This is a genomic window from Azospirillum sp. (assembly GCF_035627195.1).
Taxonomy (GTDB): domain Bacteria; phylum Pseudomonadota; class Alphaproteobacteria; order Azospirillales; family Azospirillaceae; genus Azospirillum.
Map to the genome: position 1 here is coordinate 1 of NZ_DASPMG010000068.1, position 22,162 is coordinate 22,162.

The 22,162-nt window shown below is 70.6% G+C and carries 21 protein-coding genes; 17 read left to right on the forward strand and 4 right to left on the reverse strand.

Translation table 11 applies throughout. From position 1 onward, the window contains the following. The coding region (locus tag VED21_RS05695) for a branched-chain amino acid ABC transporter substrate-binding protein (RefSeq protein WP_324881354.1) at positions 1-1,105 on the reverse strand (1,105 nt) is incomplete at its 3' end. An 86-nt stretch (positions 1,106-1,191) separates the two neighbouring features. On the opposite strand from VED21_RS05695, the gene VED21_RS05700 reads away from it, so the two are divergent. Then, on the forward strand, positions 1,192-1,794 hold the full coding sequence (locus VED21_RS05700; RefSeq protein ID WP_324881355.1) for a TetR/AcrR family transcriptional regulator: 603 nt from the start codon (positions 1,192-1,194) through the stop codon (positions 1,792-1,794). 4 nt (positions 1,795-1,798) lie between these two features. On the opposite strand, the gene VED21_RS05705 is transcribed toward VED21_RS05700, so the two are convergent. Then, the gene (locus VED21_RS05705) at positions 1,799-2,974 is read right to left on the reverse strand and encodes a pyridoxal phosphate-dependent aminotransferase (protein WP_324881356.1); all 1,176 of its coding nucleotides are present in this window, start codon (positions 2,972-2,974) and stop codon (positions 1,799-1,801) included. A gap of 106 nt (positions 2,975-3,080) precedes the next feature. Further along, positions 3,081-3,536: a helix-turn-helix domain-containing protein gene (locus VED21_RS05710; protein ID WP_324881357.1), complete on the reverse strand. Its 456-nt coding sequence runs from the start codon at positions 3,534-3,536 to the stop codon at positions 3,081-3,083. A gap of 158 nt (positions 3,537-3,694) precedes the next feature. On the opposite strand from VED21_RS05710, the gene VED21_RS05715 reads away from it, so the two are divergent. The 8 genes from VED21_RS05715 to VED21_RS05750 all read left to right on the forward strand — a co-directional run bounded on the left by VED21_RS05715 (position 3,695) and on the right by VED21_RS05750 (position 13,392). After that, positions 3,695-3,847 carry a tautomerase family protein gene (locus tag VED21_RS05715; protein WP_324881358.1) on the forward strand — a complete coding sequence of 51 codons (153 nt, stop codon included), beginning with the start codon at positions 3,695-3,697 and terminating at the stop codon, positions 3,845-3,847. Positions 3,848-3,964: 117 nt separating this feature from the next. Further along, positions 3,965-5,221 (forward strand): sarcosine oxidase subunit beta family protein, encoded by a 1,257-nt coding sequence (locus VED21_RS05720; RefSeq protein ID WP_324881359.1) that lies wholly within the window; start codon positions 3,965-3,967, stop codon positions 5,219-5,221. Positions 5,222-5,234: 13 nt separating this feature from the next. Further along, positions 5,235-5,510: a sarcosine oxidase subunit delta gene (locus VED21_RS05725; RefSeq protein ID WP_324881360.1), complete on the forward strand. Its 276-nt coding sequence runs from the start codon at positions 5,235-5,237 to the stop codon at positions 5,508-5,510. Beyond that, the gene (locus tag VED21_RS05730) at positions 5,507-8,461 is read left to right on the forward strand and encodes a sarcosine oxidase subunit alpha family protein (RefSeq protein ID WP_324881361.1); all 2,955 of its coding nucleotides are present in this window, start codon (positions 5,507-5,509) and stop codon (positions 8,459-8,461) included. The genes VED21_RS05725 and VED21_RS05730 overlap by 4 nt, the downstream gene beginning before the upstream one ends. Continuing rightward, a complete protein-coding gene (locus tag VED21_RS05735) occupies positions 8,454-8,954 on the forward strand; it encodes a sarcosine oxidase subunit gamma (protein WP_324881362.1) in 501 nt (166 codons plus the stop codon). Before VED21_RS05730 ends, VED21_RS05735 begins: the two co-directional genes overlap by 8 nt. A gap of 70 nt (positions 8,955-9,024) precedes the next feature. Beyond that, positions 9,025-10,083 carry a TRAP transporter substrate-binding protein gene (locus VED21_RS05740; protein ID WP_324881363.1) on the forward strand — a complete coding sequence of 353 codons (1,059 nt, stop codon included), beginning with the start codon at positions 9,025-9,027 and terminating at the stop codon, positions 10,081-10,083. 2 nt (positions 10,084-10,085) lie between these two features. Beyond that, the gene (locus VED21_RS05745) at positions 10,086-12,212 is read left to right on the forward strand and encodes an ATP-binding protein (protein WP_324881364.1); all 2,127 of its coding nucleotides are present in this window, start codon (positions 10,086-10,088) and stop codon (positions 12,210-12,212) included. Positions 12,213-12,222: 10 nt separating this feature from the next. Then, the gene (locus VED21_RS05750) at positions 12,223-13,392 is read left to right on the forward strand and encodes a DNA polymerase IV (protein WP_324881365.1); all 1,170 of its coding nucleotides are present in this window, start codon (positions 12,223-12,225) and stop codon (positions 13,390-13,392) included. 13 nt (positions 13,393-13,405) lie between these two features. Here the strand turns inward: VED21_RS05750 and VED21_RS05755 are convergent, their stop codons facing one another. Continuing rightward, a complete protein-coding gene (locus VED21_RS05755; protein ID WP_324881366.1) occupies positions 13,406-14,656 on the reverse strand; it encodes an Hsp70 family protein in 1,251 nt (416 codons plus the stop codon). A 323-nt stretch (positions 14,657-14,979) separates the two neighbouring features. Between VED21_RS05755 and VED21_RS05760 the strand changes: the two genes are divergently transcribed. The 8 genes from VED21_RS05760 to VED21_RS05795 form a co-directional block, all read left to right on the forward strand. Further along, entirely contained in the window at positions 14,980-16,656 is a 1,677-nt protein-coding gene (locus VED21_RS05760) for an ATP-binding protein (protein WP_324881367.1), read from the forward strand. Positions 16,657-16,726: 70 nt separating this feature from the next. Beyond that, a complete protein-coding gene (locus VED21_RS05765; RefSeq protein ID WP_324881368.1) occupies positions 16,727-17,434 on the forward strand; it encodes an AzlC family ABC transporter permease in 708 nt (235 codons plus the stop codon). Next, positions 17,431-17,757 carry a branched-chain amino acid transporter permease gene (locus VED21_RS05770; RefSeq protein WP_324881369.1) on the forward strand — a complete coding sequence of 109 codons (327 nt, stop codon included), beginning with the start codon at positions 17,431-17,433 and terminating at the stop codon, positions 17,755-17,757. Before VED21_RS05765 ends, VED21_RS05770 begins: the two co-directional genes overlap by 4 nt. Positions 17,758-17,864: 107 nt before the next feature. After that, a complete protein-coding gene (locus VED21_RS05775) occupies positions 17,865-19,427 on the forward strand; it encodes a PAS domain S-box protein (protein WP_324881370.1) in 1,563 nt (520 codons plus the stop codon). Next, positions 19,417-20,073, forward strand: a complete 657-nt coding sequence (gene fixJ, locus VED21_RS05780; RefSeq protein WP_324881371.1) for a response regulator FixJ — start codon at positions 19,417-19,419, stop codon at positions 20,071-20,073. Before VED21_RS05775 ends, fixJ begins: the two co-directional genes overlap by 11 nt. A 106-nt stretch (positions 20,074-20,179) precedes the next feature. Next, complete coding sequence (locus VED21_RS05785; protein WP_324881372.1) at positions 20,180-20,950, forward strand: MlaA family lipoprotein; 771 nt, start codon at positions 20,180-20,182, stop codon at positions 20,948-20,950. 106 nt (positions 20,951-21,056) lie between these two features. After that, positions 21,057-21,767, forward strand: coding sequence for a ParA family protein (locus tag VED21_RS05790; protein ID WP_324881373.1), 711 nt, complete (start codon positions 21,057-21,059; stop codon positions 21,765-21,767). Then, positions 21,758-22,162, forward strand: a 405-nt coding sequence (locus VED21_RS05795) for a hypothetical protein (RefSeq protein WP_324881374.1), incomplete at its 3' end; no start/stop codon positions are given. The genes VED21_RS05790 and VED21_RS05795, both read left to right, overlap by 10 nt.

Sequence of the window (22,162 nt, forward strand, 5' to 3'; positions counted from 1 at the left end):
CGCTGTATGACCCGTTGCGCCAGACGTACAGCGAATAGGCCGGGTCCTTCACGTCGCCCTTCGGATCGAAGGCCAGCGGGCCCAGCACGGTGTCGACCGGCTGGCCGGTTTTCAGCGCCTTGGCGATGTCCACCGGCTTCAGGCTCTTGGCGCGCTCGGCACCGGCGGCGATGGTCTGCACGCCGGCGGTGCTGAACAGGGTGAAGCCCTCCGGATCGAAGCCCTGCGCCTTGAACTTCGCCACCATGTCCTTGGCCGCCGGGCTGTTGCGCGGCTCCTTGGGGAAGGACATCATCGTGCCCTCGCCGGACGGGCCGGCGATCTTCCAGAAGTCCGGGTTCGCCATGCTGTCGCCGGTCATCAGGGTGGCGTTCAGCCCCTGCTCGCGCGACTGGCGGATCAGCAGCCCGGCCTCGGCCAGATAGCCGCCGAGGTAGATCAGGTCCACCTTCTCCTGCTTCAGCTTGGTGACGACGGCGGAGAAGTCCTTCTCGCCCGCGGTGATCGATTCATAGACCACCTCCCGCAGGCCGCCGGCGTTCATCGCCTTCTTCACCTCGTCGGCGAGGCCCTTGCCGTAGGCCGACTTGTCGTGCAGCACGGCGATGCGCTTGCCCTTGTACTGCTCGGCCAGCCACTTGCCGACGAAGGTGCCCTGGGCATCATCGCGCCCATAGGTGCGCATGATGGTGGTCCAGCCCTTCTTCGCCGCTTCGTCCGTAAAGGTCGGATTCGAGGAGGCGGGGCTGATCATGAACACCTCGTTCTCGCCATACACCGCCGCCGCCGGAATGGACGAGCCGGAGCAGGCGTGCCCGACCACGTACTGCACGCCCTTGCTCACGAGCTGGTTGGCGACCGCCACCGCCTGCTTGGGGTCGCAGGCGTCGTCGCCCACCTCCATCTTCAGCTTCCGGCCCTGCATGCCGCCCCGGGCGTTGACCTCGTCGATGCCGGCCTGCACGCCGCGCTTCATCTGCTCGCCGATCGTCGCGTTGGGGCCGGTCATCGGACCGACCACGGCGATCGTGATGTCCTGCGCCTGGAGCGGACCCGCCGCCAGCAGCGCCAGCGCCGCCGCACCCAGAAACGCTTTCCGGTTCATGCCACCCTCCCGTTTTTTGCTATCACCGTACAGGAGAGCATGGAACTGCCGGTTCCACAGCGTCAAGGTGCCAGGGCGGGGGAAGCATGGCGAAGACGGCCGATACGGTACCGGATAAGGTGCAGGCGAGCGCACGGCTCGGCCGCGCCGACTGGATCGCCGCCGCACGCACGGCGCTGGTGGACGGCGGCGTGGCCGAGGTGAAGGTGGATCGGCTGGCGACCCGGCTGCGCGTCACCCGCGGCAGTTTCTACTGGCACTTCAAGAGCCGGGCCGAGTTGCTCGACACGCTGCTGGAGGACTGGCGGAACGCCAACGTGGAGCCCTTCCTGCACGTCCTCGACGGCCAGGAGGAGCCGGTGCTGCGCCTGAAGCGCTTCTTCGGGATCTGGCTCGGCGGCGGCGCTTTCGACCCGGCACTCGATTCCGCCATGCGCGACTGGGCGCGCACGTCGAAGCCGGTGGCACGCCTCGTGCGCGAGGCCGATGCCGCCCGCACCGACGTGCTGCGCCGCATCTTCGCCGCCATGGGCTACGCCGACACCGAGGCCGAGGTGCGGGCGCGCGTCACCTACTACCACCAGGTCGGCTACTACGCGCTGGGCATCGTCGAGAGCCGGCAGCTGCGCGAGGCGCTGTTCCCTACCTACTTCAAGGTGCTGGCCGGGCACGACGTGCCGGAGGGGTGATCCTCTACCCCGCCAGCCCGCCCGCGAACCGCACGATCCGCCGGCCCGCCTCCTCCAGCACCGCGTCCGGTGCCGTCAGCGAGATGCGCAGGTGGCCGATGGCGCTTGGGCCGAAGCCGTCGGCCGGCAGGACGGCGACGTCTTCCGCCTCCAGGAGTCGCTCGGCAAAGGCGGTCGAGGTCAGTCCGGTGCCGCGGATATCCAGCAGCACGAACATGCCGCCTTCCGGCATCGCCGTGCGGCAGTGCTGCGCATCGCCCAGAATTCCGCTGAGCAGCGCCGCGCGGCGCCGGTAATCGGCGCGCATGGCGGCGACCTCCGGCGGGTCGGCCTTCAGGGCCGCCAGCGCGCCGTCCTGGACGAACGGCGGGCCACCGTACAGCATGCACAGCAGCAGGTTGTACATATGCCCGGACAGCTCCGGCGGCCCGACCATCCAGCCGAAGCGCAGCCCCGGTGCCGCGTGCGACTTGGACAGGCTGGAAACCACCACCGTGCGCTCCGCCATCCCGGGCAACGACCACGGGCTCGTGTGCCCGCCGTCGAAGGCGAGTTCGGCGTACACCTCGTCGGACAGCACCCACAGGTCGTGCCGACGGGCCAGTTCGGCCACCGCCTCCACTTCCCCGCGCGTCATCACCGCGCCGGTCGGGTTGTGGGGCGTGTTGATCCACAGGACCCGCGTGCGCGGCGTAATCGCCGCCGCCAGCGTGTCCAGGTCCAGGTGGAAGCCCCGATCCGCCTGAAGCGGCACGTTGACGAGGCGGGCCCCCGTCGCGCCCACCACCGCCTCGTAGGTGGCGTACATCGGTTCCGGCGCCACCACCTCGTCGCCAGCACCGGCAAGGCATTGCAGCGCGCAGTACAGGCCGGCCTGGGCACCCGGCACCACCACCACGTTGTCGGCCGTGCACGGCTGGCCCGTGCGCGCGGCGTGGCGGGCGGCCACGGCGGCGCGCACCTCGGGATAGCCGACGATGGGTGAGTAGCCGGTATGCCCGCGCTTCAGCGATTCCACCGTCGCGTCGATCAGCACGGCCGGCGGCGGCTGGTCCGGATCGCCGACGGTCAGCAGGATGACCTCGCGGCCGGACGCCTTGCGCTGCAGCGCCTCCCAATGGATGCGCCACGCCCCGGCCCCCTTGCCGGCCACACGGTCCACGAGCGGTGAGAAGCGCACGGCGAAACCTCCAGATACGGATCCTCGCCACAGCCTTAGCTCCCGATTTCCCGGGTGGCAAGCCGCGGATGGTCGTAGTCGACACGGGCGTTCCGTTCAGCGGGGTCTACGCGGAACTCTTGCTGTTCCGCGCGGCCGCCAGTTCCCGCGGATCAGCAAGGATGTGCCCGTGCTCGCACACCAGCGCGGCCCGGATGGCGCCCCCGCAGCCGGTGTGCCGTAGCGCGAGCGGAGGTTCGCCGCCGCCCAGGTGCCGGTCTCCCCACTGCATCAGCGCGACGAGAGCCGGCAGCAGGTCCGTGCCCTTCCGGGTGAGATGGTACTCGTAGCGTGTTCGTTGCCCCGGCTCTCGATAAGGCTCGCGCCGCATCAGCCCAGTGTCCACCAGGGCGGCAAGGCGGTCGCTCAGCACCGTCCGTGGCACGCCGAGGTCGGTCCGCATCTCCTCGAACCGACGGACCCCGTAAAACGCCTCACGCAGCACCAGCAGGGTCCATCGATCGCCGATCAGGGCCAGGGCGCGCGCAAGCCCGCATTCCTCGACCGGAACGCGGTCGACCATGGGTGAGTCCTTTTCCATACCGACAGCCTATCAGGGTTTGCAATCCGGACCCAGCCTTGCTATCCTGAGTCCATTATTGATACTCAGGAGGAATGGCATGCCGCTGGTAACCGTGAAGACGACCGAAGGCCACCCCCCCCGACGCGATCCGCCGCACGTTGGAGGCCGTCAACCGCGTGGTGGCGGAGAACCTGGGTCATGACCCGTCGCACGTCTGGGTCTTCTTCGAGGAGGTTCGTGACGAGCATTTCCTCACCGCCGGCCGCACGGGGGCGGAGTTGAAGCTCCTCCTTCGGCCTGCGAAGGCATGATACGGACGGCCGCGGGCCGAGCCGGCACGGCTCGGCCCGACCATACAGTCCTGTATTGAATCGCCGCTTGCCCCGCGCTACCGTCCCTTCCCAGGATCCCCGATGAAGGGTGCGGCCGTGAGCGCAGACCGCTATTCGCTGTTCGCCCTGTTGCGCCAGGGCCTGAAGGGGCACACCGGCTGGAGGCCGGCCTGGCGCGAGCCGGAACCCCAGCCGCACTACGACGTCGTCATCGTCGGTGGTGGCGGGCATGGCCTCGCCACCGCCTACTATCTGGCCAAGGAACACGGCGTCACCCGCGTGGCGGTTCTGGAGAAGGGCTGGCTGGGCGGCGGCAACAGCGGACGCAACACGCAGATCGTCCGCTCCAACTACCTGTACCCGGAGAGTGCGGCGTTCTACGAGCTGTCGCTGAAGCTCTACGAAGGCCTCTCGAAGGACCTGAACTTCAACGTCATGCTCAGCCAGCAGGGCATCGTCACGCTGGCGCACAGCCGGCACGACCTGGACGCCGTGGCGCGCTGGGCCAACGCCATGATCGTCAACGGCATCGACGCGGAGATCTTGACCCGCGATCAGGTGCGTGACCTGCTGCCGGCCATGAATTGGGGTCCGGACGCGCGCTATCCGGTGCTTGGCGGCTTCATCCAGCGCCGCGCCGGCATGGCGCGCCACGACGCGGTGGCCTGGGGCTTCGCCCGCGCCGCCGACCGCCGCGGCGTCGACATCATCCAGAACTGCGAGGTCACCGGATTCCGCATCGAGAACGGGCGGGTGACCGGCGTGGACACCACGCGCGGCTTCATCGGGGCGGGCAAGGTCGGGCTGGCGGTCGCCGGCCATTCCGGCGTTCTGGCGGGTATGGCCGGCTTCCGCCTGCCGATCACCAGCTACGCACTGCAGGCCATGGTGTCGGAACCGGTGAAGCCGGTGCTGGACACCGTTGTCCTCTCCCCCTCGACCGGCGTCTACGTCAGCCAGTCGCCGAAGGGGGAGGTGGTGGTGGGCGGCGCACTGGACCTGTTCCCGAGCTACGCCCAGCGCGGCAGCTTCCGCACGACGGAGGACGTAGTGGCCGGCTTCTGCGAGATGTTCCCTGGGTTGCGCCGGCTGCGCATGATGCGGCAGTGGGCCGGCATCACCGACGTGGTGCACGATTCGAGCCCGATCATCGGCCCGGCGCCGGTGGTAGGCATGTACCTGAACTGCGGCTGGGGCACGGGCGGATTCAAGGCGATCCCGGCCGGCGGGTTCACCTTCGCCCACCTGCTGGCGACCGGCCGGCCGCACCCGCTGACCGCGGCCTTCGGCCTGGACCGCTTCACCACCGGCCGCATGATCGACGAGGCCGCGGCGGCCGGCATCGCGCATTGAGGAAGCCCGCGAGATGATGCAGATCCCCTGCCCCTGGTGCGGCCCGCGCGACGAAGCCGAGTTCGTCTGCGGCGGCCAGAGCCACATCGCCCGCCCGGCGCTGGAGTCCAGCGACGCCGAATGGGGCCGCTACCTGTTCGAGCGCGACAACCCCAAGGGCCTGCATTTCGAGCGCTGGCTGCATCGCATGGGCTGCCAGCAGTGGTTCAACGTGGCGCGCGACACCGTCACCCACGAGATCAAGGCGGTCTACCGCATGACCGATCCGAAGCCGGAGGTCGCGGAATGACCCCGCCCTTCCGCCGCCTTCCCACAGGCGGGCGCATCGACCGCGCCGACGCGCTGAACTTCACCTTCAACGGCCGCCCCTTCAGCGGCTTCGCGGGCGACACGCTGGCCTCGGCGCTGCTGGCCAACGGCGTGCGGACGGTGGGGCGCAGCTTCAAGCTGCACCGCCCGCGCGGCGTCTTCGCCGCCGGGGTGGAGGAGCCGAACGCCATTGTCACCGTCGGCACCGGCGCCCAAGCCGAACCGAACCTGAAGGCGACCTTGGTCGAGCTGTACCACGGCCTGGAGGCCGCCAGCGTCAACGCATGGCCGTCGGTGGACGTCGACTTGGCCGGGGTCGCCGGATCGCTGTTCGGACGCTTCTTGCCCGGCGGCTTCTATTACAAGACCTTCATCCGCCCGCGCTGGGGCACGTGGGAGCCGTTCGTGCGCCGCGCCGCCGGCTTGGGCAAGGCGCCGGCCGAACCCGATCCGGAGAGCTACGAGCATCGCCACGCCCACTGCGACGTGCTGGTGGTGGGCGGCGGCCCGGCCGGGCTGGCGGCGGCGCTGGCCGCCGGGCGGGCCGGCGCGCGCGTGATCCTCGCCGACCTGGACCGGGAGTTCGGCGGCTCGCTGCTGTGGGAACCGGCGGAGATCGACGGGCGGGACGGCATGGCGTGGGTGGCGCAGACGCTGGCCGAACTGGCCGCCTTGCCCGACGTCACGCTGCTGCCGCGCACCACCGTGTTCGGCGCCTACGACCATGGCTTCTTCGCCGCCGCCGAGCGGCGACAGGACCATCTATCCCCCGGCGTACGGCACGGCGCCCGCCAGCGCCTATGGAAGATCCGCGCCCGCCGTGCGGTGTTCGCCCAGGGCGCCATCGAACGGCCGGTGGCCTTCGCCGACAACGACCGGCCGGGCGTGATGCTCGCGGGCGCCGTGCGCGCCTACGCCAATCGCTTTGCCGTGGCGCCGGCCGGCCGCGTGGTGGTGTTCACCGGCACCGACGGCGGCTACGCCACCGCCCTAGACCTTGCCCGCCAAGGTGCGGCGGTGTCCGCCATCGTCGACGCCCGCCCGGATCCGGCCGGGCCGCTGGTCAAGCAGGCGCGCCGGCAGGGGCTGCGCGTGCTGCCCGGCACGGTGGTGACGGCGACGCATGGGCGTGGCTGGATCGGCTCGGTCGAGGTGGCGCCGATGTCCGGCCACGGGCCGGCGGAGTACCTGCCCTGCGACCTGCTGGCCGTCTCCGGCGGCTGGACGCCGACCGTGCACCTGTGGGCGCAGAGCGGCGGCAAGCTGGACTGGAGCGACGAGGCCGTCGCCTTCCTGCCCGGCACCGGCCCGGCCTCCGTCTCCATGGCCGGCGCCGCGGCGGGCAAGCCGACCACCGCCGAGGCGCTGGCCAGCGGCTTCGCGGCCGGGGTGCGCGCCGCCGAGGCCGTCGGGCTGACGGGACCGGTGGGCGAGGCGCCAAAGGCCGTGCCCGAGGACTCCGGCCGTCCGGCGGCGCTCTGGCAGGTCCCCGGCCCCGGCAAGGCGTGGGTCGACCTGCAGAACGACGTCACCAGCGCCGACATCGCTCTGGCGGCGCGGGAGAACTACCGCTCGGTCGAGCATCTGAAGCGCTACACCACACTCGGCATGGCCGTTGACCAGGGCAAGACGTCGAACGTCATCGCGCTGGCGCTGATGGGCCTGCAGACCGGGCGCGAGCCGGCGGAGGTCGGCACCACGCGCTACCGTCCGCCCTTCGACCCGGTCAGCTTCGGCGCCATCGCCGGCGCGGCACGCGGCGAGCTGTACCGCCCCCGCCTGCGCCTGCCGGCCGAGGCCGTGCACGTGGACCTGGGCGCCCACTTCGCCGACTTCGGCCCCTGGTGGCGGCCGGAGTTCTACCCGAGGCCCGGGGAATCCGCCGAGCAGGCCATCCGACGCGAGGTGCTGGCGACGCGGCAGGGCGTGTCCGTCCTCGACGCCTCGCCGCTTGGCAAGATCGAGGTGAGCGGGCGCGACGCCGCCCTGTTCCTCGACCGCATGTATGTGCAGACCGTCTCCACCATCCCGGTGGGCAAGACGCGCTACGTCGTCATGGCCAGCGAGCACGGCGTCGTCATCGACGACGGCGTCGTCACCCGCATCTCCGAAGACCGCTTCCTGGTCGGCACCACCAGCGGCATGGCCGCCCGCGTGCCGCTGATCTTCGAGGAGTGGCTGCAGTGCGAGTGGCCGGACCTCGACGTCTGGGTCGTGCCGGTGACCGAGCAATGGGCGGTGATGACGCTGGCAGGCCCAAAGGCGCGCGACCTGCTGCGCGACCTCGGCACCGGCATCGATCTGGCGCCGGACGCCTTCCCGCACCTCGCCTTCCGGGAGGGCATGGTGGCCGGCCTGCCGGCCCGCGTGGCGCGCGTCAGCTTCACCGGGGAGCTGAGCTACGAAATCTCCATCCTCGCCCGCCACGCCGAGGCGTTCCTGCGGCAAATCCTGGAGGTGGGGGCGCCCTACGGCATCACGCCGATCGGCATCGAATCGCTGCTGGTGCTGCGGCTGGAGAAGGGCTTCATCCACGTCGGCGTGGACACCGACGGCACCACGCTCCCCGACGACATCGGCATGGCCAAGGGCGTGGCGAAGAAGGCGGCCGACTTCATGGGCCGCCGCTCCCTCGCCCGCCCGGCGGCCGTCGATCCCGACCGCTTCCAGCTGGTTGGCCTGCACTCCGCCGACGCTGCCACGGTGCTGCCGGTCGGCGGGCAGATCCTGGGCGCAAAGGGCAGCGACGGGCACGTGACCTCCAGTGTGCTCAGCCCGGCGCTCGGCCACCCGGTGGCGCTTGCCATGCTGCGCGCCGGGCGTTCACGCTTGGGGGAGACCGTCACCGTCATGGCCGGCGGCGCACGCATCCAGGCCACCGTGGTGCCGCCCGCCTTCTACGATCCGCAGGGGGAACGCCTCCATGGCTGACGCCGTGTCGCTGCTGCCGCTGTCCGGCAAGATCAACCTGCGCGGCCGGCCGGACGATCCGACCTTCCGCGACGCCGTGGCCGGCGTGCTGGGCTTCGCGCCGCCCGCCGACCCCAACAGGGCGGTGCTCGGTCCCGTCAGCCTGTACTGGCTGCAGCCGACCTCCTGGCTGGTGGAGGCGCCGCTGGACGGCATCGCGGACCTGACGGCCCGCCTGCGCGCGGCGGTGGGGCCGGCCGGCACGGCGGTGGACGTCAGCGACACGCGCCTCACCTACCGGATCGCCGGGCCGGGCGCCCTGGACCTGCTCGCCAAGGGGTGCGCGCTCGACCTGCACCCGCGCGTCTTTCCGGCCGGCCGTTCGGCGCTGTGCGCGTTCGCGCAGTTGCACGTGCTGCTGGTCAAGATCGACGAGGAACCGGCCTTCCACCTCTTCGTGCCGCGCGGCGCGCAACGGCATGTCGAGAAATGGTTCTCGGCGGCACACCAATAAGCTGTTCCCCCGATCGGGGGAGCGTGCGAACATGCGCGTCCATGGCGGGGGCTGCACGGGGCGCAGGGGCATGGTCCGGATCCGGTGCGTGGTAATGGCGGTCGGGCTGGCGCTCGCCGCGCTGTGGTCCGGCGGCGCGATGGCGGCGGAGCTGCCGGAGACGCGGCTGCGCGTGGTCGGCGGGCTGGCCGGCGTCAACCAGTTCACCCGGCACGAACTGCCGTTCTGGACCAAGCGCATCAAGGAACGATCCGACGGGCGAATCACCGCGGAGGTGCTGCCCTTCGACCAGGGCGGCCTGCGCGGGCAGGAAATGCTGCGCCTGCTCAGCCTGGGCGTCGTCCCATTCGGCACCATGATCCTCAGCCTCGCCACCGAGGATCCGGAGCTGGCGGCAGCGGACCTGCCGCTGCTCAACCCCGACTTCGCAACGCTGCGCCGCTCCGTCGCGGCCTATCGTCCCGTGATCCGCCGCTTCCTGCGCGAGCGGTACGACCTGGAGCTGCTGGCCATCTACGCCTATCCGGCGCAGGTCCTGTACTGCCGCCGCCCCTTCCGCGGCCTGGGCGATCTGAAGGGACGGCGGATCCGCACCTCCGGCGTGGCGCAGGCGGAGCTGGTGGAGGCGCTGGGCGCCATCCCCGTGGTCACCCCATTCGCCGAGATCGTCGGCGCCGTGCAGCGCGACGTGGTCGACTGCGCCATCACCGGCACCATGTCGGGCAACGGCATCGGCCTGCACGAGGTGACGACGCACGTGCATGAGATGGCGGTCACCTGGGGCCTGTCCGTCTTCGCGGCGAACGGTGCGGCGTGGGCGGCCCTTCCGGCCTCCGTGCGCGATTTCCTGCTGCCGCAGATCGCCGACCTGGAGGCCGAGATCTGGGAGTCGGCCGAGCACGATACGGGCGAGGGACTGGCCTGCAACGCCGGCCAGCCGGCCTGCGCGTCGGGCCGGCGGGGCCGCATGGTCCGCGTGCCGGTGTCGTCGGAGGATGCGGCGCGGGCGCGGGCGCTGATCGCCCAGGTGGTCCTGCCCGGCTGGATCGGGCGCTGCGGCGACGGCTGCGCCGCGGTGTGGAACGCCAGCCTTGGGCCGCTCCTGTCCATTCCGGCGGCACCGGAATGACCATGCGTTCCTTGCCCCGCCCCTCCGCCACCGCCCTGCTGGTCGTCGCCGGCGTGCTCGCCGCGCAGGCGTACGGCACGTGGCTGCTCATCGAGCGGGAGCGCGGGCACGCGCTGGCCGATGCCGGACGGACGGTGGTGCGCAGCCTTGCCGGGGCGACCGCCAACATCAACCGCGGCCTGCTCCAGACCGACGCGCTGCTGTCCGGCCTGGAAGCCCTGGTGGCGGTGCCGCGCAACGGAGGGCAAGAGCGCGCGGCTGCGACCGGCCGCAGCCTGCGGGCGCTGGCCGACCAGAGCTTCCTGGTGCGCGACCTGATGGTGATGGCGCCGGACGGGCGCGTTCTGGCCGCCGGGCTGGACGCCACGCGCCGCCGGCCGCCCAGGCTGCACGACAACCTCGTGCCGGCGCACGGTCAGGGGCAGCCGGGCGTGCTGGTGGCGGGGGCGCCGCTGCGCAACCCGCTGACGGGCGAGTGGTCGCTGTATCTCGGCCGCTCCGTGCGCCTGGACGGCGACGGCCCCGTTCTGGCCGCGGCGGAGTTGCCGCTGCCGAACCTCGCGGCGCTTGTGCTGCCCGAGGAGGCGGCCCCCGGCTTGCGCGTGACGCTGGAGAAGGCCGATGGCCGGCTGCTGATGAGCAGCCCGCACGACGCGGTGCGCATAGGCCAGCGCCTCCCTTCCATTGCCAGCCAACTTCCGACGGACGGCGCTTGGGCCATCGTCACCGACCGCCTGGGTGCGGAGCCCGGCGGCACCGTCGTCGCGGCGATGGCGCAGACGTTCTACGACGGCCTCGTCATGGTCGCCCAATTGCCGGAGAGCGACGCCCTGGCCGGCTGGCGGGAGCGGCGACGCACGATCCTTGCCACCTCGACCGGTCTGGCGCTGGCATTCCTCCTCGCCTGCGCGGCAGGCACGCTGTATCTGCGCGCCCGGGAACGCGGGGCTGCGGCGCTGAGCCAATCCAAGCGCCTGCTCGATCAGGCCCTGGAATCGATGAGCGAGGGGTTCGTCGTCTACGACGCCGAGCGGCGGCTGGTCGTTGCCAACCGCCGCTACGCGGAGCTGTTTCCGCACTTGGCCGACCTGTTGACGCCCGGCGTTCCCTTCAGCCGGATCGCCGAGCGCGCCGCTGCCGTCATGGTGCCGAACGGCACGGAGGAAGAGCGGCGCGCCTGGATCGCATGGCGCCTGACCGCGCACAAGGACCAGCAGACGTTCGAGCAGGCGCTGCCGAATGGCCGGGTCGTGCAGAGCACGCAGGCCGACCTGCCCGACGGCGGCATGGTCAGCGTGCACCGCGACGTCACCGCCACCAAGCAGGCGGAGGAGCGGCTGGCCGACGCCAAGGAGGCGGCCGAGCGCGCGCACCGGATGAAGTCCGAGTTCCTGTCGAACATCAGCCACGAGCTGCGCACGCCGCTGAACGCCATCATCGGCTTCGCCCAAGTTCTGGAACAGGGGGATTCGGGCGGCAACGAGGCCCTGCGCATCGAATACGCGCGCGACATCCGCGCCAGCGGCGAACACCTGCTGACCATCATCAACGACGTCCTCGACATGTCCAAACTCGAGGCCGGCGCCATGCTCCTGCACGAGACGGAGTGCGACCTCGGCCGCCTCGTCATCGGCGCGTCGGGCATCCTGCGGGAACAGGCGCGCAGCGCCGGCGTCGTCTTGCAGATCGACACGCCCGACGGCCCACTGCCCGTGCGCGCCGACGAGCGGCTGATGCGGCAGGTGGTGCTGAACCTCGTCTCCAATGCGATCAAGTTCACCGATGCCGGGGGCACCGTGCGGGTCGGGGCGGCGCGCAGCGAGGCTGGCGACGCCCGCATCACGGTGGCCGACACCGGCGTCGGCGTGGCGCCGGAACACCTGCCGAAGATCTTCCAGCCTTTCTACCAAGCCGACAGCACCGTGTCGCGCCGGCGCGGCGGCACCGGGCTGGGCCTGCCGATCAGCCTTGCCATCATGCGCATGCACCAGGGCTGGCTGGACGTCGCCAGCGCGCCGGGGGAAGGCACCACCGCGGTCGCCACGCTGCCGGCGCAACGCTGCCTGCCGGCCACCCGGCCCGCGACACCCTTGACGGCCCCCTTGACGGCAGGGGGGCCGGCGGCCTGAACTGTCAGGCATGACGGGCACTTCCCCCACCGCCCTGTGCCGTGATTGCGCCGCCGCACTCGCCTCTCCCGCGCCCCGCTGCCCGAAATGCGGCGGCCGGCGGGTGGTGACGCACGCCGAGTTGCACGCGCTGCCCATCGGCCATATCGACTGCGATTCCTTCTACGCCACCGTCGAGAAGCGCGACCGGCCGGAACTGGCGACGCGCCCGGTGATCGTCGGCGGCGAGCATCGCGGCGTGGTCGCCGCCTGCTGCTACGTGGCGCGGCTGTCCGGCGTGCGCTCGGCCATGCCGATCCACGAGGCGCTGTCGCGCTGCCCCGACGCCGTCGTGCTGCCACCGGACATCCGCAAGTACCGCGAGGTCGGCCATCAGGCGCGGCGCCTGATGGAGGCTTTCACCCTGCTGGTCGAGCCGATCTCCATCGACGAGGCGTTCCTCGACCTCACCGGCGTGGAGGAACGCCTGAGCATCTCGCCCGCCCAGGCGCTGGTGGAGATCACCAAGCGGTTCGAGCGCGACCTTGGCATCACGGCGTCCATCGGGCTCAGCTATTGCAAGCTCCTGGCGAAGATCGCCTCCGACCTCGACAAGCCGCGCGGGTTCTCGGTGATCGGGCGGGCGCAGGCGCTGGACTTCCTGGGGCCGAAGAAGGTGTCGATCCTCTGGGGCGTCGGCCCGGCTTTGGAAAAGAAACTGGCGGCGGAGGGCGTGCGGACGGTGGCCGACCTGCGCCAGCGCGAAGAGATCGAACTGGTGCGCCGTTACGGCGCCATGGGCCGCACGCTCTACCGCTTTGCCCGGGGCATCGACGACCGCCGCATCGAGCCGGAGGGACCCAGCAAGAGCATCAGTTCGGAGGAAACCTTCGACTGGGATGTCTCCAATCCCGACGCGTTGATGCAGGAACTGCGTCCGCTGGCCGAAAAGGTGGCCCGCCGCATGGCGGCCGAGGAACTGGTGGGGCGCACGGTGGTGCTCAAGCTGAAGACCACCGATTTCCAGAACATCACCCGCTCCCGCCGTGTCGATCCGCCGGCCCGCACGGCCGAGGCCATCCTCGCGGTCGGCGGCCAGCTCCTGGCGCAGGTGGCCGATGGCCGTCCCTTCCGCCTCATCGGCATCGGCTGCACCGACCTGTCCGAACCGGACGCGGAGCCGGATCTGTTTGTCGGGTAAGGGAAGGTTCCCGTCACGCCCCGTACCGCCGCCCGGCCTCGATGGACAGGCCTTGCCCGACCGAGCCGAAGGTGTCGCCCTCGATCACCGCCGCACCCGGCAGCAGGCCGACGATGGCGCCGCGCACGTGCGGCAGCAGGGTCGAGCCACCGGTCAGGAACACCGCGTCGATACGCTCCGCCGGGGTGCCGGCTTGGCGCAGGCAGTCCCCGATGCGGGCGGCGATCCGGCCGGCCAGTGATCCCGTCGCCTGGACCAGATCGTCGGCGGTCACCTCCGGCGCGCCGCCATCCCGCCAGCCCAGATCCAGCGCCGTGCGCGCCGAGCCCGACAGCACGATCTTGGCGCGCTCCACGTCCATGGCCAGCGCGTGGCCGCGGCGTTCCTCCACGACGTCCATCAGGCGTTCGATGAGGTCCGGCCGGTCGGATTCGCGGTGGACCCGCTTCAGTTCGGTCTGTGCCTTGGCGGTGTACAGGAAGTTGATCCGCGACCACGTCGCCAGATCGAGGAACAGTCCCTTCGGCGCCAACAGCCCGGCCCGCTTCATCGGGCTGCCGTAGCCGAGCATCGGCATGACGGCGGCGAGACTGAGGTCGCGGTCGAAGTCGGTGCCGCCCACGCGGATGCCGTCGTTGGCCAGGATGTCGTCGGCGCGCTCGGCCAGCCGCCGGCGCTCCGGTCCGATGCGCACGATGGAGAAGTCCGACGTGCCGCCGCCGATGTCGGCGATCAGCGCCAGTTCCTCCCGCGCCACCTGCTGTTCGTAGTCGAGCGCCGCGGCAATCGGCTCGTACTGGAAGGAAACCTCGTGAAATCCGATGCTTCGCGCGATGTCTTCAAGTGCCGTCTGGGCCGCCGCGTCGGCGGCCGGATCGCCGTCGACGAAGTGCACCGGGCGGCCGTGCACGACGGCATCCAGCGGTCTCCCGGCCGTCTCTTCCGCACGTCGCCGCACCTCGCCCAGGAACTGCGCGATGACCGCGCGAAAGCTGATGCGGCGGGCCTGAAGCGCCGTGTCGGCGTCGATCAGGTCGGTGCCCAGCGCCGACTTGATCGAGCGCATGAGCCGCCCGTCCGCCCCCGCCACATAGGCCTCGATCGCGGCGCGGCCGTAGCTGGTGGCGTTGGTTTCGAAGTCGAAGAACAGGGCGCTGGGCAGCGTGGCGTGCGAGGCTTCCAGCGGCAGCAGCCGGGCACCATCCGCCGTGCCGACGCCCAGCGTCGTGTTCGACGTGCCGAAATCAAGACCGCAACCCGCCATGACACCCTCCCCCGAAGCACCAAAGGGGGCGACGCTATAAAGATCCCGGACGCCGGGATCAATGGTTCGTCGTGCGGGATGCCCGGTTCGACACCGCGCCGACGCCGGACCTGCATGGCAGACGCGAGCAAAACGCCGCTCGGCCGACAATGTTTTTGCGCAACTATGGCTTCAGGATAATGTCCAGCCGCCTGCACATTCGTCTAAAACGCGCACGAACGCAGATCATAGATCGCCTGTCTTATGCCCATATCATTCCGATTGCTTGAGTCCTGCCTTTCCCCCTGCCCGCGCAGCGCGCTCTGATGACCGGAGCGAGCGCATTGTCCGAGGACGCCCTGCGCACCCGGCTGGCGGAGCTTGACGCCGAGAACGCCACCCTGCGCGACGCCTTGCGGCGGCGGGAGTCGGAGGATGCCCTCGCGGTGAGCCGGGCCGACCTGCTCACCATTGCCGCGCTGAACGAGGATCTCCGCCGCGCCAACGCCGAGCTCGAAGAGAGCCGCATGGTGTTGCGCGGCAGCGAGGAGCGGTTCCGCGCGGTCATCGAACACGCCCCGCTGATGATGTGGGTGAACGGACCCGACGGCCGGCTGGAGGCCTTCAACGGCTCCTGGGCGGCGTACACCGGGCAGAACACGTCGGAAGGTTCGCGCTGGGACGCCATCCACCCGGACGACCAGCCTCGCATGAAGGCCCTGCGCGCCAAGGCGATCGCCGCCGGGGAGCCGTACGTGTACGACATGCGCATACGGCGCGCCGACGGCATGTACCGCTGGCATGCCCTCCGGGTGAACCCCATGCGCCTGAACGGCCGGATCGTCGCCTGGATCGGCAGCGCCAGCGACGTGCACGACCTGCGCGAGGCGCGCGAGGCGGCGGAGCGGGCCGACCGCTCCAAGAGCCGCTTCCTGGCGGCGGCCAGCCACGACCTGCGTCAGCCCATGCAGTCCATGTTCCTGTTCGCCGAAGCACTGCGCGCCCGCATCGCCCACGACGAGCGGGGCCGCGAGACGCTGGTGATGCTGGAACGCGGTTTGGAGACGCTCAAAAGCCTGCTCGACAGTCTGCTGGACGTCTCGCAGATCGATTCCGGCGCCGTGACGGCCAAGGTGGAGGCGTTCGGGCTCCTGCCGCTCCTTCAGGAGATCGGCACGGCGTACGCCCCCATTGCGGCCAGCAAGGGTCTCGACTTCCGGCTCGAAGCGGGGTGCGACGCGCACGTGCGCAGCGACCGCATGCTGCTGGGGCGCATCGTGCGCAACCTCGCCGAGAACGCCGTCCGCTACACCGAATCCGGTCATGTCGCGCTGCGCTGCCGGGAGGCCGGCGACGGGACGCTGTACATCGAGGTGCGCGACACCGGCATCGGCATTCCCGCCGACGAAACCGAACGGATCTTCGAGGAATTCCACCAGCTCGGCAATCCCGAACGCGACCGCACGCACGGCCTTGGCCTCGGGCTGGCCATCGTGCAGCGGCTGTCCCGGCTGCTCGGTCACCCCGTCGAGTTGCGGTCGGAGCCGGGCCGCGGCTCGGTCTTCACCATCGCCGTTCCGCGCGCCGACGCATCGTCCCAAGCGGCGCCGGAGGTGGTGACGGAGGTCGCCCGCATCGGTCACGGGCGCTTGGCCGTGCTGGTCGACGACGACGCCATCGTGCTTCTGGGCCTGCAGGCGGCGTTCGAGGAATGGGGATACGAGACGCTGGTGGCCGGCTCCACCGACCAGGCCATCGCGCGGCTGGAGGCCATCGGACGGACGCCGGATTTCGTCGTCGCCGATTATCGCTTGAGGGACGGCCGCGTCGGCACGGAGGCGATCCTGAAGATCCGTGACCTCACCGGAACCGCCGTGCCCGGCATCATCCTGACCGGCGAGACGGGTAGCGAATGCCGCCGCGACGCCGCCGCGCACGGCCTGGGCATCGCCTTCAAGCCGATCACCCCGCGCCAGCTGCACGACGCCGTCCATCGGCACCTGGGGGCAGACTTGCCGTAAGCGGGGTTGTCTGTGGCGCAGGATGCCGCCATGAAGACGGCATCGGGAAGGAAACGCGAAAGCCGCCGCAATGACGGACACAACCTTCGACCAAGACGCCTCGCCCTGGCGCCGGGCCTTCGTGCTGAGCGTGCCGATCCTGGTGGGCTACGTGCCCATCGGCATCGCCTTCGGCGTTCTGTGGGTGCAGCAGGGATTGGAACCGCTGGGCGCACCGCTGCTCGGCCTCGTCGTGTATGCCGGGGCCTCGCAGTTCATGGCGGCGGGGATGCTGGCCGCCGAACAGGGGCCGGTGGAGATCGCGCTGGCGACCTTGGTGCTCAACGCCCGGCACGCCATTTACGGCCTTGCTTTCCTCGACCGGTTCCGGTCGTGGAGTGCCGCCAAGGCCTACTTCGCCTTCTCACTGACCGACGAGACCTACGCCGTGCTGGCCGCCATGCCACCGGACGCGGCGGCGCGTCGGGACGACGGCATCCTGTGGCGCGTCGCGGCGCTGAACCAGGGCTACTGGGTGATCGGCTGCGCCGCCGGGGCGGCCGTCGGGGGGCTCGTGCCCGCCGCCGTCCGCGGGCTGGACTTCGCGCTGACTGCGCTGTTCATCGTGCTGCTGCTGGAACAGGTGCGCAGCCGGCCGAAAGCGTCGGCGGCGCTGCTGGCCGGCGCGGTGGCGGCGGCCGGGGCGTGGCTGTTCGGCACGGCCGGCACGCTGCTGCCGGTGCTGGCGGCGGCCCTGGCGGCGGTCGCGATCCTCGACCGGCGGAGGGCGGCGTCATGAGCGCCACGGTGCTCCTCACGGCGGTGCTGATGGCGCTGGCCACGGCATCGGCGCGCCTCCTGCCCTTCCTGATCGGCGACCGGCTGAACAGCCCGGGGCTGCGACGCCTGTTCGCCGAGCTGTTTCCGCCGGCCGTGCTGGCGGTGCTGATCGTCTTTCTGGGCTGGGGGATCGGCACGGAACCGCCGCCGGTGCAAGCGGCGCAGGCGCTGGGCGCCGCCGTCACCGTGGCCGCGCACCTCGCCATCCGGAACCTGCTGGTGTCCGTCGGATCCGGCACGGCGGTTTGCATGGCGGTGCAGGCGCTCTGGCCCCACCTCTAGGCCTATTCCCGGGCTATGCGACGTCGCATACCCCCCGCTTGAACGGTTGACCCACTTTCCCGGTCAACTACTCTAAGGATATCGTGCGATGATTCGGCGGGAGGGCGATGGTGACGGAACAGGGGCGGGATGATGGCCACGATCTCGTGTCCCGTTTCCAGGCGATGCTGGACACGGTGCCGGATGGCGTGATGGTCATCGACCGCACGGGACGCATCCAGACCTACAACGCCGCATGCGAGCGCCTGTTCGGCTGGCGGGCCGAGGAAGTGCTGGGCCGCAATGTCAGCATGCTCATGCCCTCGCCCTACCGGGAGGAGCATGACGCCTACCTGGAGCGCTATCACCGCACGGGCGAGCGCCGCATCATCGGCATCGGGCGCGAGGTGGAGGGAAAGCGCAAGGACGGCACCACCTTTCCCATGGAGCTGTCGGTGGGCGAGGCGACGCAGGCCGAGGCGCCCGTCTACGTCGGCATCGTACGCGATATCACCGAGCGCCGGCGCGCGGAAGCGGCGCTGAACGAGCGGCAGGCGCGGCTCGCCTCCATCCTCGACACCGTGCCGGAAGCCATCATCGTGATCGACGAGCGCGGCCGGATCGAAACGTTCAGCCCCGCCGCCGAGCGGCTGTTCGGCTGGCGGATCGAGGAGGTGCTGGGCCGCAACGTCAGCATGCTCATGCCCTCGCCCTACCGGGAGGAGCATGACGCCTACCTGGAGCGCTACCACCGCACGGGCGAGCGCCGCATCATCGGCATCGGGCGTGTCGTCACCGGTCTGCGGCGCGATGGTTCGGTCTTCCCCATGGAGTTGGCGGTGGGCGAGGTGAACCTGGGTGGCCGACGGCTGTTCACCGGCTTCGTGCGCGACCTCACCGAACGGCAGGCGACCGAGCGCCGCCTCCAGGAGCTGCAGGCCGAGTTGCTGCACGTCAGCCGCGTCAGCGCCATGGGCCAGATGGCATCGGCGCTCGCGCACGAGCTGAACCAGCCGCTGACGGCCGTAATCAACTACGTGAAGGCGGCGCGCCGTCTGCTTGGCAACATCGACGGCCCGCAGGCGGGGCGGGCGCTGGAGACCATGGAAAAGGCGGCGGCGCAGGCCACCCGCGCCGGCCAGATCATCCGCCGCCTGCGCAACTTCATCGAGAAGGGCTACACGGAGCGCACCGTCGAAAGCCTGAACAAGGTGGTCGAGGAGGCGAGCGCCCTGGCGCTGGTCGGCGCCAAGGAGAGCGGCGTGCGCGTCGGCCTGGACCTGCATGCCGAGGATCTGCCGGTGCTGATCGACAAGATCCAAATCCAACAGGTGGTGCTCAACCTCGTGCGCAACGCCACCGAGGCGATGGCCGACGCCCCCCACCGCGAACTGGCCATCGTCACCGCCCCCGGCCCGGACGGCCTGGCCTGCGTCAGCATCAAGGATACCGGCCATGGCCTTGCGGACGAAGTGCTGGCGCAACTGTTCCAGCCGTTCGTGACCACCAAGGAGAAGGGGATGGGCCTCGGCCTGTCGATCTGCCGTTCGATCATCGACGCGCACGGCGGCCGCCTGTGGCCGGAGGCGCGGCCGGACGGCGGCACCGTCTTCCACTTCACCGTACCACGCGTCGACCGGCCGGCAGCCGACGCGGACGCGTCCGATTCGGGAGCGGAGCATGCCCGCTGAACCCACCGTCTTCATCGTCGACGACGACGATGCCGTGCGCGACTCCCTGCAGGTCCTGCTGGAGTGCGCCGGCTTCCGCGTGGAAAGCTTCGGCTCTCCCTCGGCCTTCCTTGAATCCGACGCGCCGCGCCGGCCGGGTTGCCTGCTGGTCGACGTGCGCATGCCGGAGATGAGCGGCCTGGAGGTGCAGGAGCGGCTGGCCGAGGCCGGCCACGTCCTGCCGGTGATCGTCATGACCGGGCACGCCGACGTTCCGCTGGCCGTGCGCGCCATGAAGGCCGGCGCCGTGGACTTCGTGGAAAAGCCATTCGACGACGAGGCGCTGATCAGCGGCGTGCGCACCGCCCTCTCCCGTCCCCGCGCCGAGCCGGATCCTCCGGCGGCATCGGGCCCGCCCCCGCCCGCCGAATCGGCGCCGCCGGAAGTGCTCGCGCGCCTTGCCGCGCTGACCCCGCGCGAGCGCGACGTGCTGCAGGGGCTTGTCGGCGGGCAGTCCAACAAGGTGATCGCCTACGAGCTGTCGATCAGCCCGCGCACGGTGGAGATCCACCGCGCACGCGTCATGGAAAAGATGCAGGCCAACAGCCTGCCCCACCTCGTCCGCATGGCCGTCGCCGCCGGCGTGGCGCCGCGCGGCGGCGCCTGACGGGCAGACAGGCCCGCCCAGGACAGGCCCGCCCAGGTCGCGTTTAGGTTCTCACCGCCTATCCGTTTGTGGTAGTCTTTCCCCGCGGTTAAACGCCGCGGTTGAAATGCGGGGGTGGAATTTGCTTGGACGTGGCAATTGGGGGGCCATCGCCCTGGCCGTTTTTCTGGTGTCCGGTTCCGCCGGCGCGGCTTTCGCATCACAGGGCGAGGGGCAACGGGAATCCTGGCTCGACGCATACAATCGCACCATTTTTGAATTCAACAAGTCCTTCTTCGAGTTCTTGGAGGACGACAAGGGCGCCGTGCAGCCGGCCGCCGTGGTGGCGCCGGAGCCCCCGTCCCCGCTGAAGCAGGGCCTGCACAACATGGCGATGAACTTCGTCCAGGAGCCCATGTCGATGCTCGCCGCTGGCGCGGCCGGCGAGTGGGGGGCGGCATCGCAGTCGGCGGCGCGCTTCGCCATCAACAGCACCGTCGGGTTGCTGGGGTTCTACGATCGCGCCGGGCAGTGGGGAATCGGACCTTACGGCAACGACCTGGGCGTGGTCCTTTGCGCCCGCGGGGTCAACGAGGGACCCTACGTCGTGCTGCCCTTCATCGGGCCGCGCACGCTGCGCGACGGGGTGGTGGACGTGGTCATCGCCAACGCGATCCTTGCGGCCATGGTGTTCCCGCTGCTGCCGTCCGCGTCGGCGGTGCAGACGCTGGCGGCGTTGCAGACCGTGGAACTGGCGGCCGAGGTCGCCACCGCGCGCGAACTGGACCCGCAGGCCAAGGCGCTGGGCTTCGACAGCTACGAAGGCATGCGCGACACCTACCTCAGCAACCGCCGGGCGCGATGCGAGTCCGTGCGCCAGAGCGCCAGCAACAGCTGATGCCGCGCCATGGAAAACACGCGGCGACATTTCCGAATCGCTCGACATTGACAAAATTGCGAACTGCACGGAGTGTTTTCACCGTCGGCAGCAGGAAGGGGGACCTGTGGCAGTATCGGTGAAGAAGGCCAGACCGGCGGTTGACCGCGGCGCCGTCGTGGTTGTCGCCAACCGCAAGGGCGGCACGGGCAAGAGTTTGCTGGCGCGCTGTCTGGCCGAGTGCTGGCACAAGCGCGGCCGGTCCGTAATGCTGGTCGATACCGATCCGCAGCGTGGCATTCACCGCGCGGAATCCGGCTTCCTGCCTCCCGATTGCCCGTTCGAGACGCTGATCGCCGACCGCGTCGGGATCGACCAGCTGCGCGCGCGAGTCGCCGCGCATCGCGACGCCGGGGCTGTCGTGGTGGTCGACACCGCCGGCTTCCTGACCGAGGAGAACGGCGCCATCCTGCTCGACGCCGACCTCGTGCTGATCCCGGCGCAGCCCAGCCTCGACGATGTCTACCCCAGCCTCGACACCACGACGGTGATCGAGCAGTTGGAGACGTCCGCCGCGCGCGGCGGCCGGCCGCTGCCGTACCGCGTCGTGCTCAACCGGGTGAAGCCGCGCGTCACGCTGACCGACGTGGTCCGGCAGATGCTGGTCGACGTCAACGTCCCCGTCCTCGCCTCCAAGATCATGGAGCGGGTGCGCTTCGAGGAAATCAAGCTGGCCGGCGTGCCGAGCTACGGGTCGGCCGCGATGGGCGACTTCCGGGCGCTGGTCGATGAAGTCGAAAACGTTCTCATGTCGGTGGAAGGTGCGCCATGGCGATAAAGCCGAAAAAGGTTCCGGCGGTGAAGAAGCCGACGATCGACGACGTCTACGGCGGCGCCCCCGCCGAACCGCCGGCCGCCGGCCAAGCGGCGGCGCCCGCCGCCGAACCGGAGCCGCCGGTCACCGCCGAAGCCGCGCCCGAACCGGCGCTCCAACCGGCGCCCGCATCCGTTTCCGAGCCTGTTTCCGAGCCCGCCATGAGGGAGGAGACCATGTCGGCACCGGCCACGCCCCCCGAACCGGCCGAGCCGGAACCCGCCAAGGCCGAGGCGGCGCCCGCCGAACCGGCTTCGGAACCGGTGGCCGAACCGACACCGGAACCCGCCGCCGCGCCCGAGCCGGTGGTCGAAGCCGCCGCTCCGCCCGCCCCGGAACCCGCTCCCCAGCCGGCGCCC